Source organism: Cupriavidus sp. 01L46 (genome assembly GCF_056399905.1).
Window position 1 is genome coordinate 1 of the sequence record NZ_JBFTSF010000014.1, and the last position, 13,031, is coordinate 13,031.

The 13,031-nt window shown below is 66.6% G+C and carries 10 protein-coding genes and 1 pseudogene; 10 read left to right on the top strand and 1 reads right to left on the bottom strand.

What is annotated here, in order from left to right; genetic code table 11:
- Positions 1 to 738: 738 nt before the first annotated feature.
- From AC1DS3_RS04260 to AC1DS3_RS04270, 3 genes and pseudogenes are all read left to right on the top strand, one after another.
- Positions 739 to 2,025: pseudogene (locus AC1DS3_RS04260) on the top strand (cytochrome ubiquinol oxidase subunit I); the annotation flags it as partial.
- Entirely contained in the window at positions 2,023 to 3,018 is a 996-nt protein-coding gene (gene cydB, locus AC1DS3_RS04265; protein WP_477126762.1) for a cytochrome d ubiquinol oxidase subunit II, read from the top strand. The pseudogene AC1DS3_RS04260 and the gene cydB, both read left to right, overlap by 3 nt.
- Positions 3,018 to 3,182: a DUF2474 domain-containing protein gene (locus tag AC1DS3_RS04270; protein ID WP_441635319.1), complete on the top strand. Its 165-nt coding sequence runs from the start codon at positions 3,018 to 3,020 to the stop codon at positions 3,180 to 3,182. Before cydB ends, AC1DS3_RS04270 begins: the two co-directional genes overlap by 1 nt.
- Before the next feature lie 109 nt (positions 3,183 to 3,291).
- Here AC1DS3_RS04270 and AC1DS3_RS04275 read toward each other — a convergent pair whose 3' ends face one another.
- Positions 3,292 to 4,056, bottom strand: a complete 765-nt coding sequence (locus tag AC1DS3_RS04275; RefSeq protein ID WP_441635321.1) for an SDR family NAD(P)-dependent oxidoreductase — start codon at positions 4,054 to 4,056, stop codon at positions 3,292 to 3,294.
- Between the two features lie 167 nt (positions 4,057 to 4,223).
- Between AC1DS3_RS04275 and AC1DS3_RS04280 the strand changes: the two genes are divergently transcribed.
- From AC1DS3_RS04280 to AC1DS3_RS04310, 7 genes are all read left to right on the top strand, one after another.
- Complete coding sequence (locus AC1DS3_RS04280) at positions 4,224 to 4,820, top strand: TetR/AcrR family transcriptional regulator (RefSeq protein WP_441635323.1); 597 nt, start codon at positions 4,224 to 4,226, stop codon at positions 4,818 to 4,820.
- Positions 4,821 to 4,873: 53 nt separating this feature from the next.
- Positions 4,874 to 6,190 (top strand): MFS transporter, encoded by a 1,317-nt coding sequence (locus AC1DS3_RS04285; protein WP_441635325.1) that lies wholly within the window; start codon positions 4,874 to 4,876, stop codon positions 6,188 to 6,190.
- Between the two features lie 401 nt (positions 6,191 to 6,591).
- Positions 6,592 to 8,607 (top strand): hypothetical protein, encoded by a 2,016-nt coding sequence (locus AC1DS3_RS04290; protein WP_441635327.1) that lies wholly within the window; start codon positions 6,592 to 6,594, stop codon positions 8,605 to 8,607.
- Between the two features lie 20 nt (positions 8,608 to 8,627).
- On the top strand, positions 8,628 to 8,801 hold the full coding sequence (locus AC1DS3_RS04295; protein ID WP_441635329.1) for a hypothetical protein: 174 nt from the start codon (positions 8,628 to 8,630) through the stop codon (positions 8,799 to 8,801).
- Positions 8,802 to 8,862: 61 nt separating this feature from the next.
- Positions 8,863 to 11,031 carry a phosphocholine-specific phospholipase C gene (locus tag AC1DS3_RS04300; protein WP_477126751.1) on the top strand — a complete coding sequence of 723 codons (2,169 nt, stop codon included), beginning with the start codon at positions 8,863 to 8,865 and terminating at the stop codon, positions 11,029 to 11,031.
- A 156-nt stretch (positions 11,032 to 11,187) separates the two neighbouring features.
- Positions 11,188 to 12,057: a LysR substrate-binding domain-containing protein gene (locus AC1DS3_RS04305; protein WP_441635333.1), complete on the top strand. Its 870-nt coding sequence runs from the start codon at positions 11,188 to 11,190 to the stop codon at positions 12,055 to 12,057.
- Between the two features lie 146 nt (positions 12,058 to 12,203).
- Positions 12,204 to 12,908, top strand: a complete 705-nt coding sequence (locus AC1DS3_RS04310) for an HAD family hydrolase (RefSeq protein WP_441635335.1) — start codon at positions 12,204 to 12,206, stop codon at positions 12,906 to 12,908.
- Positions 12,909 to 13,031 lie beyond the last annotated feature (123 nt).

Consider the following 13,031-nt stretch of genomic DNA (forward strand, 5'->3'; position numbering starts at 1 on the left):
CGCCACCCGGCGTGGGCATGGGCAAGAAGCCGCAGCCCCAGTTCCTGAAGCCGGGCGACGTCATCACCCTGGGCATCGAGCGGCTTGGCGAGCAGAAACAGACCGTGTTTGCCTGGGATCCGAAGTTGATCGACGAATAAGGGCGTACCGCTGCCCGAGCCGATCGACCCGCGGCGGCGACGTGCAGCAGTTGGTGGCACAAGCGTTCCTGGAGCGCGGGAAGGCCTTCTTCAATGCCGACATCTCGATCCAGAACGGCGGACCCGGCCAGGATCTATGCCGTCATCTCCAACGATCTCCTCGCCGATGGCCAGGATGGCTACACTACGATGAAGTGCGTCGCCGGCAGCACGCCCGGCGACGGCTCGGCCGCTGAGCCGTGTTCCGAAACAAGACGCCCCCTCAAATCTGATCCGGTCTTTTTCCGAGCCGTTGCTTCTGTTATCTGCCGCAAGCTACCGGTAGCATGTTGTCCATGGCATGCCGCCAATCTCCCAGCCTCACTGCTGCCCCATCCATGGACATCCCTGCATCAAACCCGGCCGCCTCGGCGGGTTTCGTTTTGCGARCAACATCCCCGGGCCATTCGCCACGCCAGCCGGCCCACGAAAAAGAGCACCTCTATGCGCTCGGCCTGTGGTCTACTCTATGTACGCGTGCGCCTGAAACGCAACGTGAATGGACCGCCCCCGAACTGGCCGGCCAAGCCCGTTCCCAATGCCCCACGGAGATCACGACATGTTTGGCTTGAGCGCGCTCGACCTGGCACGGATCCAGTTCGGCTTCACGATTTCCTTCCATATCATCTTCCCGGCCATCACCATCGGCATGGCGAGCTACCTCGCCGTGCTGGAAGGCTGCTGGCTGCGCACGCAAAACACGGTCTACCGCGACCTCTATCATTTCTGGTCCAAGATCTTTGCCGTCAACTTCGGCATGGGCGTGGTGTCGGGGCTGGTGATGGCGTACCAGTTCGGCACCAACTGGAGCTTCTTCTCGGATTTCGCCGGCAGCGTGACCGGCCCCTTGCTGGCCTACGAGGTGCTGACSGCGTTCTTCCTGGAGGCCGGCTTCCTGGGCGTGATGCTGTTCGGCTGGAGCCGGGTCGGCCCCGGCCTGCATTTCTTCGCCACGCTGATGGTGGCGCTCGGCACCCTGATCTCGGCGACATGGATCCTGGCCTCCAATAGCTGGATGCAAACCCCGCAGGGCTACGAGATCGTCGATGGCCGCGTGGTGCCGGTGGACTGGCTGGCAGTGATCTTCAACCCGTCGTTCCCTTACCGCCTCTTGCATATGAGCGTGGCGGCCTTCCTCGCCACCGCGCTGTTCGTGGGCGCCTCTGCCGCCTGGCACCTGCTGCGCCGGCGCGATAACCCGGCCATCCGCAAGATGCTGTCGATGGCCATGTGGATGCTGCTGATCGTGGCGCCGATCCAGGCCGTCATTGGCGACATGCACGGCATCAACACGCTCAAGCACCAGCCGGCCAAGATCGCCGCGCTCGAAGGCCACTGGGCAAACCACGGCGACGAGCCGCTGCCGCTGATCGTGTTCGGCTGGCCCGACATGGCGCGCGAGGAAACCCGCTTCGCGGTGGAAATCCCGCGCCTGGGCAGCCTTATTCTCACCCATAGCCTGGACGGCCAGATCCAGGGCCTGAAGGAGTTCGCGCCGGAGGACCGGCCCAACTCCACCATCATCTTCTGGAGTTTCCGCGTGATGGTGGGGCTGGGCATGCTGATGATCCTGCTCGGCCTCTGGAGCCTCGTGCTGCGCCGGGGCGGCAAGCTGTTCCACGCGCGCGCGTTCCTGCGCATGGCGCTATGGATGGGCCCGACCGGGTTGATCGCGATCCTGGCCGGCTGGTTCACCACCGAGATCGGGCGCCAGCCGTGGGTCGTCTACGGCGTGATGCGCACCGCCGACGCGGTTTCGCCGCACGGCGTGCCGGAGCTGGCGTTCTCGCTCGCGCTGTTCGTGGTGGCTTATTTCTTCGTCTTCGGCGTGGGCATCGCCTACATGTCTCTGATCTGGGCCGTCATCATCTTCTTTGGCGTGATGATGTATGTGGTGATGGACGGTTTCGACCTGGGCATCGGCATGCTGTATCCCTTCGTGCCGGACCGCCATGACCGCGACGTCATGATGAACACGGTGGCACCCGTGTGGGACGGCAACGAGACCTGGCTGGTGCTGGGCGGCGCGGGCCTGCTGGCCGCGTTTCCGCTGGCCTACTCGGTGGTGCTCAGCGCGCTCTACCTGCCGCTGATCTTCATGCTGCTGGGGCTGATCTTTCGCGGCGTGGCGTTCGAGTTCCGCTTCAAGGCCAATGACCGCGAGCGCCACGTGTGGGACAAGGCGTTTATCTGCGGCTCGCTGGTGGCGGCGTTCTTCCAGGGCGTTTCGCTGGGCGCGTATATCGACGGCATCAAGGTGACCGGGCGCACTTTMTCGGGCGGCCCGCTGGACTGGCTGCAGCCCTTCCCGCTGTTCTGCGGCATTGGCGTGGTGGTGGCGTACACCGTGCTGGGCAGCACCTGGCTGATCATGAAAACCGAAGGCAAGCTGCATGAGCGCATGCTGGAACTCACCGGCAAGCTGGCCTGGGTGTTGCTGGCTGTCATCGCGGTAATCAGCATCTGGACGCCGCTGTCGCAGCCGCGCATTGCCGAGCGCTGGTTCAGCCTGCCCAACCTGTTCTGGTTCTCGCCGGTGCCGCTGCTGGTGGCGTTTGCCATGTACCGGCTGATCCGCTCGTTGCAGCAGCACGCGCACCTGGCGCCGTTCATGTACACGCTGGCGCTGGTCTTCCTGGGCTATAGCGGGCTGGCGATCAGCGTATGGCCGAATATCGTGCCCCCGGATATCTCGATCTGGGCCGCCTCCTCGCCACCGCAAAGCCAGGGATTTGCGCTGGTAGGCGCGCTGTTCATCATTCCCTTCATCCTGATGTACACGGTGTGGGCTTACTACGTGTTCCGAGGCAAGGTAAAACACGGCGAGGGGTATCACTGATGCCAGCGACGCAACACCGCGGACAATCGCCGGATGGCCCGCCCAGGCCGTGGCTCAAGCGGCTCGGCTGGATGGTGCTGATCTGGGTGGCCAGCGTGGCCGCGCTGGGCGTGGCGGCTTTGCTGCTGCGCCTGCTGATGCGGCTGGCGGGCATGCATAGCTGAGGGGCGTGCGCGCCCCGGCACCTGCGGGGCGCGATCCTCTAGCCGTTGAGCTTTGACCGTTGGCCGTTGGCCTTTTACCTTTTACCGTTGACCGTTGACCCTCAACGGCTCACGCCGAGAGCCCGCCATCCACGCCGATGCTCTGGCCATGGATAAAGCGCCCGGCTGGCGACGCCAGCAACACCGCCAGCCCCGCCACATCCTTCGCCTCGCCAATCCGCCGCATCGGAATCGCGGCGGCCAGGCGCGCCTCCTGCTCCGGGTTACCCCATAGCGCCTCGCGCGAGAACTCCGTGCGCACCGGTCCGGGGTTGATCGCATTCACGTTGATCCCCTTCGGCCCGAGCTCCAGCGCCAGGCTGCGCACCGCGCCGTCCGTCGCGGCCTTGGTGATGCTGTACATGCCAAGCATGGCCGAGCCGCGCTTGGCGGCGATGCTCGACATGAAGATGACGGCGCCGTCGCCACGCTCGATCATCTGCGGCGCCAACGCATTGACCAGCACCAGGTTGCCTCGCACATTGCCGGCCATGGCTTGCTCGAACACTTCCGGGCCCTGGCTCAGCAGCGCGCCAGCCGTGCCGCTGCCCGCCGCGTTCAGCACCAACGCATCCACGCGGCCGTAGGCGTCCAGCGCTCGCCTGGCAAACGCCTTGACGCTCTCCACGTTACCGATATCGCAAGCGATGCCCTTGGCCTTGAAGCCCTCGCCGTCCAGGGTGGCCGCTACCGACTCGGAAGTGGCCTGGTCGCGGCCGGATACCACGAGCGCGGCGCCGGAGGCACCCAGCGCGCGCGCCATTTCCAGGCCCATGCCCTTGGTGGAGCCGGTGATGACGGCAACGCGGCCGGTGAGATCGAACAAGTTCTGCATGACGGATTCTCCTGAGACAGAGGAAAAAGAGGAAAGGAAAAGCGACGCTGCCCGCATCCGGGATGCCGCACGGCGACGCCGGTTTAAATGATGACCAACATTTATTGAATAAATTATGGTCGTCATATAAAATCCGGTCAAGCAAAGTTTCTGCAAGAGAGCCCGATATGGCGCGCGCATCACGAGAGCAGGCAGACAAGCACAGGGAAGCCATCGAGCAGGCCTCTTCCAAGCTATTCCGCGAGCGCGGCCTGAACGGCGTGAGCGTGGCCGAACTGATGGCCAGCGCCGGCCTCACGCACGGTGGTTTCTATGGGCACTTCTCGTCCAAGGACGCGCTGGCCGCGCTGGCGAGCAAGCGCGCCTTCGAGGAATCCGCGCGGCGCTGGTCGCGCGGCATCGAACGCGCCCAAGGCGACAAGCAAGCGATGCGCGCCAGCCTGGTGGAGCCCTACCTCACCACGGCGCATTGCACCAACCCCGGCGATGGCTGCGCGGCGGTGGCACTCGCCGGCGACATTGCCCGCGAGCCGGCGGACAAGCCGGTGCGCCAGGTCTACATCGACGGCTTCAAGACCATGGTCGAGGACTGGATGAAGACGGTCGAGCACGCCGACCCGGCCGAGCGCCGCAAGCTGGCGCTGGGAGAGCTGGCCATGCTGGTAGGCGCCATGACGCTGGCACGTGCCACCGAGGGCGATGCCCTTTCCGAAGACATCCTGGCCGCGGCGCGCGACATGCTGCTGGGCCCGAATCCGCAGTAACAGCAAGGGCCAACGCCCCACGACAAACCGAACGCCCCCCCGGAACCCGACCCATGTTCGCTCAAGCGCTTTCCAGCCGGCTCGACCGGCGCGGCATCCACTACGCGTGGCTGATCGCGGCCCTCACCTTCTGCGTGATGCTCACCACCTCGGCCGCGCTCGGCCTGCCCGGCGCCTTCCTCAAGCCGCTGACGCGCGAGATGGGCTGGGACACGGATCAGATCTCATCCATCCTCGCGTTTCGCTTTGCGCTGTTTGGCCTGATGGCCCCGTTCTCGGCAATCCTGATGGAGCGTTTCGGCGTGCGCAATGTGGTGTGGGCCGCGCTGGCGCTGATTGCCGGCGGCATGGCGCTGGCCACTGTCGCCACCGAGCTGTGGCAGTTGTTCATTGCCTGGGGCCTGATGCTCGGCGTCGGCTCTGGCCTGACCGCGCTGGTGCTTGCAGCCGTGGTCGCCAGCCGTTGGTTCAGCGCGCGCCGCGGGCTGGTGATCGGCATCCTGACCGCCAGCTCGGCCACCGGCCAGCTGGCGTTCCTGCCCGTGGCCGCCTGGCTGATCGAGCATATGGGCTGGCGCATCGCGGTGGTGCCGGTGCTGGGCGCCTGCGCGGTGCTGGCCGTGCTAGTGTTCTGCTTCATGCGCAACCGTCCGGCCGATGTGGGCCTGGCTGCGTTCGGTGAGGTGCCGGTGCATGTGCAAGCCGCGCCGGCACCACCCAGCGCGCCCACGCCGCTGACCTTGCGCGGGCCCTTCGTGGTGCTGCGCGACGCCGCCCGCAACCAGACCTTCTGGATCCTGGCCGGCACCTTCTTCATCTGCGGGCTGAGCACCAACGGCCTGATCCAGACGCACTTCATTTCGCTGTGCGCGGACTTCGGCATGGCCGCCGTGCCGGCAGCCGGYGCGCTGGCGATGATGGGCGCGTTTGACTTTGTCGGCACCATTCTCTCGGGCTGGCTGTCGGACCGCTATGACTGCCGCAAGCTGCTGTTCTGGTACTACGGCCTGCGCGGCCTGTCGCTGTTCTGGCTGCCCCACTCCACATTCACGCTGTACGGCTTGTCCATCTTTGCCATGTTCTATGGCCTGGACTGGATCGCCACGGTGCCGCCCACGGTCAGGCTGGCGGGTTCGGTGTTCGGCAAGGAGCGCGCGCCGATGGTGTTCGGCTGGATCTTTGCCGCCCACCAGGTCGGCGCCGCCACGGCTGCGTTTGGCGCGGGCCTTACCCGTACCTTGCTGCTGACCTACACACCGGCGCTGTACGCCGCGGGCGCGGCGTGCGTGGTAGCTGCACTGCTGGCGTTGATGGTCCGCCGCCCGAGCACGCAGGCTAGCGGCGCAGCCCCGCAAACAGCCAAGGCCTGACATCCGCGGCGCTCGCCGCCGCTGCGTTGCCCACGTCGCCATGACAAGGGCAACGCAGYACGTTTGATCCTCGCAATACGCGTCGCAAAATGCGTCGCCAAATGCGTCGCCATGTGCGTCGCATTACGCCTCGTTTCCCCTCCCGTCGTCGTCCTCCGCGGTCATTCCTGACGCCGCGATTTCCTCGCTTGCCACGTCCTCCAGCCCGCCATCCAGGCAGGGGCTGCGCCTCTGCGTGCCTATCCCATCAAGAATGCAAATGGGCGCATCAGCATTCTTTGCCTCCCTGTCACCCGCATGACAACCCCTTTTCTTACTCTGCCAACGCGTCACGGGGAGCGTGATCGGACGCGCCGCCGGGGCGGCGCGCCGCGTTGGACAACAGAAAAGAGGAACCGGATATGGCATGGAAACAGCAGGCACGCATGGCATGCAGCCTGGCCCTGGCGGGCACGGTAGCGGCATGCGGCGGTGGCGGCAGCGACACGGCGGCAGTGGTGGCCCCCGATCAGAACAACACGGGCGGCGGTGGAGTTGCCAGCAAGAAAGTGCTGCTGGTCGGCGTGGACGGCGCCACCTATAGCCAGCTGCAAAACGGCATCGCCCAGCGCACGTTGCCCAACCTGGCCACGCTGTCGGTCACGCCGGCGTCGACCGGTGGCCGCCTCGGCACCACCACCGAGCAAGCGCCGCTTGCCGGCCCGAGCTGGGCCACGGTCCTCGCCGGCAACTGGGCCAACCGCCACGGCGTCAGCGACGACGTTGCCGTGGCTACCGGCATGCGCACGCCGAGCCTGTTCCAGTACTTGCGCGCCAACGCCGGCTCGAGCCGGCTGCGCCGCGGCGCCGCTACCAGCGCGCCCGTGCTGCCGGCACTGCTCAAGGCCGACGTGGCCGCGGGCAATCTCGATTCGATGCGCGACTGCACCGCTGACGACAACTGCGTGGCGCAAGAGGGTGTGAAGCTGGTGCAGTCTGGCTACGACGTGGTCTTCACCCAGTTCAGCGCGCCTGACCTGGCCGCAGCCAGCCAAGGCTTCCAGAACGGCGGCTACGCCACCGCGCTGTCCGGCTTCGACCAGTCGCTGGGCAAGCTGCTGGCTGCCGTGCAGGCGCGCCGCCAGGCCAATGCCAACGAAGACTGGCTGGTCGTCGTGACCACCAGTCACGGCCTGGACGCGACGGGCTCCACCACCACGCTGCCGACGGTACAAAACCGCACCACCTTCATCGCGCTCAACAAGCCCTTCAACACGGCGGTGGCCAGCAACCTGCCGGCCGCGCCCGCCAATGCGGACGCGCTGGCGGCGCTGCCGACCGAGGCCGACCTGCTGCCGACCGTGCTCGCGCACGTTGGCGTGGCCCTGCCCGCCGCCTCGTACCAGATCGACGGCTCCGCCCTGGCCGGCACGGCAGGCGTGCGGGCCTTGCAGTCCGTGGTGGGCAACACCAATACCTCGGTGGTGCTGTCATGGCAGAACCCCACCACCGCCACCGGCAACATGACCCTGCTGCGCGACGGCGTACAGATCGCCACGCTGCCCGCCGGCACGTCCACCTATGAGGACAAAACCATCGCCGCGCCGGCCAGCGGTCTGTACCGCCTCAACTACACGCTGGTGCGCAACGGGGTGCCCACCGCGTTGCTGGCGCAGATCAACTACGTCAAACCGATCGTGCTGGCTGACACGCTGCGCAACAACCTGGCCGCTTACTACAGTTTCGAGACGCTGCCGGCAACCGACAGCAAGGGCGCGACCACCATCGGCCCCTGGGTCCCCGGCACCGATGGCGGCTCGCTGAGCAGCGACAACTTCGGCGGCAAGGCGCTGAAGGTCGATTCGAGAATCGATGCCTACCAGCTCACCCAGAGCGGCGCCGATATCGCGCTCAGCCCGCAGTTCACCATCGGCTTCTGGTTCAGGTCCGACTGCACCCAAGGCAACGGCACCGGCGAGCCGATCCTGTCGAACAAGAACTGGACCTCCGGCAGCAACCCGGGCATCGCAATCGGTCTGTGGGGCAGCTGCTCGGTGAGCTTCAACATCGGCAGCGGCGGCAAGCGCGACGACATCAAGGGCATGACGTTCAGCGCCAACCAGTGGACCTACCTGGCCTTGTCGATCAATGCCACGGCCAAGACGTTCAGCGCCTACGTCATGGACCCGGTCCTCGGGTTGCAGAAGGCCGAGAACATGGCCATCGTCAACACCGACGTGACCAAGCTCAACGGGCTCGCCACCAAGGTCTGGGGCCTCAATGACGATGCCACGCATGCCTATGTGCCGAACAACGGCGGCGCGCTCAAGGGCGTGATGGAGTTCAACGACCTGGCCATGTGGACACGCCAGCTCAGCCTTGCCGAGCTGCAATCGATCGCCGGTTCGCACCAGCCGCTGTCCACGCTTAATCCCTGATTCCTCCCACGAGAGCAAACGTGACCATGAAGCCTTCGATTTCCTCCCTCGCACGGCCAGGCTGGCTGGCGGCACTGGCGCTGTGCGCCGCGCTGGCCGCCTGCGGCGGCGACTCCACCGACAGCAAGCCCGCCGACCCGGCCCAACCCGGACAACCGCCCGCGGTCACGCCGCAATTGCGCTGCGCGCCATAGCCCCACGGCAAGCGCCGGCCGCACGTCCAGCACAAACCGAACAGTCCAGCATAAAACAAAGATGAGCCTTCACAGCAGACGCAAATTCCTCAAGATGGCCGGCGRCAGCGCCGCCGCCACCGCGGCGCTGGCCGCCTTCCCGCCCTCGATCCGGCGCGCGCTGGCGATTCCCGCCAACAACGCCACCGGCACCATCCGCGACGTGGAGCACGTGGTGATCCTGATGCAGGAGAACCGCTCCTTCGACAATTACTTCGGCACCCTGCAGGGCGTGCGCGGCTTTGGCGATCGCTTCCCGATCCCGCTGGCCGGCGGACTCAATGTCTGGCAGCAGGCCTACACCAACCGCATCGTGCAGCCGTATCACCTCGACAGCACGGCCGGCAATGCGCAGCGCGTCAGCGGCACGCCGCACAGCTACCCCGATGCGCAAAACGCGTGGGACCTGGGCCGCATGAACAAGTGGCCCACCTACAAGAACACCCAGTCGATGGGCTACTACACCCAGACCGAGCTGGATTTCCAGTTCGCACTCGCCAACGCCTTCACGCTGTGCGACGCCTACCACTGCGGCTTCCATGGCGGCACCAACACCAACCGCCTGTTCCACTGGACCGGCACCAACGACCCCACCGGCGCCAATGGCGGCCCGGTGATCGACAACAGCGGCGACTCCATGGGCGCCTCCACCGGCGGCTACCGCTGGACCACGTATCCGGAACGCCTGCAGGCGGCGGGCGTGAGCTGGAAGCTGTACCAGAACATGCCGGACAACTTCACGGACAACCCGCTGGCGGGCTTCGTGCAGTACCGCAAGGCCAACGAGGCGCGGGGMAATACGTCCAATGGCAGCCCCTACCCGGCCTATACCATCGCCGACGACGTCATCAACCCGCTTATCAAGGGCATCGGCAACACCATGCCGGACGGCGGCTTCCTGCAGGCGCTGAAGGACGATATCGCGGCGGGCAGCCTGCCGCAGGTATCGTGGATCGTGGCACCGGCAACCTACTCCGAGCACCCGGGGCCTTCCAGCCCGGTGCAAGGTGCCTGGTACACGCAGGAAGTGCTCAATGCGCTGACGGCCAACCCGGCCGTCTGGAGCAAGACCGTCCTGCTGATCAATTTCGACGAGAACGACGGCTTCTTTGACCATGTGCCGCCGCCGTGTGCGCCCGCCTACGACGCCAACGGCGCGCTCGCCGGCCAATCCACCGTCGCCACCGACGGCGAGTACCACACCGACATGCATCCCTATGGCCCCGGCCCCCGCGTGCCAATGTACGTGGTCTCGCCGTGGAGCCGTGGCGGCTGGGTCAATTCGCAGGTATTCGACCACACCTCGGTGCTGCGTTTCCTGGAGGCGCGCTTCGGCGTCGCCGAAACCAATATCAGCCCGTACCGCCGCGCCATCTGCGGCGACATGCTGTCGGCGTTCAACTTCGTCAGCCCGAACAGCGCGGCGCTGCCTGTGCTCCCCAACCGCGCCAAGACCGATGCCGACCAGGTGCGAACGGCTCAGGACGGCAAGCCACAGGTAGCGCTGCCGACCGTAGCCTTCCAGGCCGCCAACCCGGCCACCCAGCCGGTGGGCACGCGGCCCTCGCGCGCGCTGCCTTACGAGCTGCATGTCAGCGGCCGCGAGGATCCGGGCCGCCCGGATCCCAAAACCAAGGGCATGTGGCTGCTGTTCAGCAACACCGGCACTGCCACCGCGGTCTTCCACGTGTATGACCGCCTGCACCTGGACCGCGTGCCGCGCCGCTATGCGGTCGAACCGGGCAAGCAGCTTAACGGCGTTTGGGACGTTTTCGCCACCGACAACGGCAAGTACGACCTGTGGGTACTGGGCCCGAACGGCTTCCACCGCGCCTTCCAGGGCGACGTCAGCACGGTGGTCGCTGCTGGCGGCACCGCGCCGGAAATCCGGGTGTGCTACGACATCGCCAATGCCGCCGTCTACCTGACCATGATCAATACCGGCACCAACGCCTGCACCTTCACCGTCACGCCCGCCGCCTACCGCGATGACGGCCCCTGGACCTTTGACATCCCGGCCGGCAAGCAGCTCGACCAGCACTGGCCGGTGGGGCTGCAGGGCAACTGGTACGACTTCGTCGTGACCACCACCCAGGGCAGCTTCCGGCGCCGCTTTGCCGGCCGCCTGGAAACGGGCGCCGACGCCGTCTCCGACCCGGCTCAGGGCAAGCCCGCACGGGCCGTGCCCTGAACGCAGCCCGGGCCGCACGCGCCGGCCCGGGCTTGCCGGCTACCCCTGCCTGTTCACCGCGCCGCCGCGCCGCCACGCCCGTGGCCGCGCGGCGAAGAACTGTCATAAATCGCCGCTAGACTGGCGCGCTTACGCAATCCCCACGGAAATCCCCCCATGCTCGGCGACCTGCTGACGACGTTCTATGAAGTGGCACGGCAGGGCAGCATCACCACCGCCGCCAAGCAGCTGCGCGTAAGCCAGCCCACGGTCACCGGCCGCATCCGCCAGCTGGAAGAGAACTACGGCGTGGAGCTGTTCTACCGGCGCGCTGGCCGGGTCGACCTGAGCGACGTCGGCGTGGCCCTGATGCCGGTGGTGGAGCAGTTGATGCAGCACGAAGGCAGCGCGGATTTCCTGCTGCGCAATGCCGGCAACCTGCATCTCGGCCACCTGCGCATCGGCGCTACCGGGCCCTATTACATCCTCAAGAGCGTGGCCGCGTTTCGCGAACGCTATCCCGCCATCGAGATCAGCATCGATATCGGCAACTCGCAGCAGATGCTGGATGCGCTGATCGAGTACCGCATCGACGTCGCCGTCTCCTCGCACGCCGTCGTCGACGATAGGCTTGCCCGCATCACGCTGGCCACCGACCCCATGGTGCTGGTGGTCAACCCCGCCCACCCGCTGGCGCGCGCGCCCAGCGTCAGCCTGGCGCAGCTGGCCACCTGCCACCTGCTGATCCGCGAGCACGGCTCGATGACGCGCAAGGCCACCGAGACCGCGCTGGATGACGCCGGCTTGCCGCTGCCGGCCAGCACCGTCATCGGCAGCCGCGAAGCCATCTATGAAGCCATTCGCCAGGGCCTTGGCGCGAGCGTGGTGCCACTGGGGGAAGTGCCGCGCGACCCGGCGCTGTGCGTTGTGCCGTTTGCCAGCCAGCCGCCCGTGCTGCACGAATACCTCTATTGCCTGCAGGGCCGCACGCATACGCGCCTGATCGGCGCTTTCCTGGAATGCCTCGCGCCGCGCAAGGCGGCGTAGTCGGTGTACGCACCCTCGGCAACCTCGGCAATTTCGCCAAAAGCGGCAAAAATCCCTGATAGCCGTATCGGGATTCTTGCGCCGCGCTTCATCCGTGGGTCATTGCCGTTGGGCATCCTTGCCGCTTTTCCGACCGGAGACGGCGCATGTCCTGCCTTGCCTTGTTTGACCTCGACCACACCTTGCTACCGCTCGATAGCGAATATGAATGGGCACGCTACCTGGTGGAGGCCGGCGCGGCGGATGCCGGCGAAGTCGAGGCCAACAACGCGCTGTGGCTGGCCGAGTACACCGCCGGACGCCTGGACTTCCACCGCCACGCCGCCTTCGCCCTGGGCCTGCTGGCGCGTCATCCGCACGCACGGCTGGAGAGCTTGCGCAGCGGCTTCATGCGCGACGTGATCGCGCCGGCCATCCGCCCTGAGGCGCGCGCGCTGCTGGCCACGCACCAGGACGCTGGCGATCTTTGCTGCATCGTCACCGCCACCTGCCGCTTCGTCACCGAGCCGATCGCCGAGGCGCTGGGCGTGGCGCACCTGCTGGCGGTAGAGGCCGGGCGCGACGCGTCGGGCAATTTCACGGGCGCGGTAGACGGTGTGCCGAGCTTTGGGGTGGGCAAGATCACACGCGTGGCGCAATGGCTGGAATCGCTCGGCATGGCGTGGGCGCAGTTCGAGCGCACCGTGTTCTACAGCGACTCGCGCAACGATATTCCGCTGCTCGAAGCCGTGAGCCACCCGGTAGCCACCAACCCGGACGCCGCGCTGCGCGCGCTGGCGGACGCGCGCGGCTGGCCCCTGCTGATGCTGTTTGCTTCGGCCGAGCCCGCGCCGGCGCTGGCCACGGCCTGAAGTCCGGCGCCAGTCACGGGGCTTTCACAAAACTGGGGGATGATGGCGGGCACGCTTTTGCAACCCGACCGGCTGCCAGCGCCTATATTGACGTTGACGTCCTGACAATCGACCATCGCATCG

Bases quoted from the DNA above. Each gene is read 5' to 3' on its own strand.
- AC1DS3_RS04270 (WP_441635319.1), top strand. From the start codon at position 3,018: ATGCCAGCGACGCAACACCGCGGACAATCGCCGGATGGCCCGCCCAGG.
- AC1DS3_RS04275 (WP_441635321.1), bottom strand. From the start codon at position 4,056: ATGCAGAACTTGTTCGATCTCACCGGCCGCGTTGCCGTCATCACCGGC.
- AC1DS3_RS04280 (WP_441635323.1), top strand. From the start codon at position 4,224: ATGGCGCGCGCATCACGAGAGCAGGCAGACAAGCACAGGGAAGCCATC.
- AC1DS3_RS04290 (WP_441635327.1), top strand. From the start codon at position 6,592: ATGGCATGGAAACAGCAGGCACGCATGGCATGCAGCCTGGCCCTGGCG.
- AC1DS3_RS04305 (WP_441635333.1), top strand. From the start codon at position 11,188: ATGCTCGGCGACCTGCTGACGACGTTCTATGAAGTGGCACGGCAGGGC.
- AC1DS3_RS04310 (WP_441635335.1), top strand. From the start codon at position 12,204: ATGTCCTGCCTTGCCTTGTTTGACCTCGACCACACCTTGCTACCGCTC.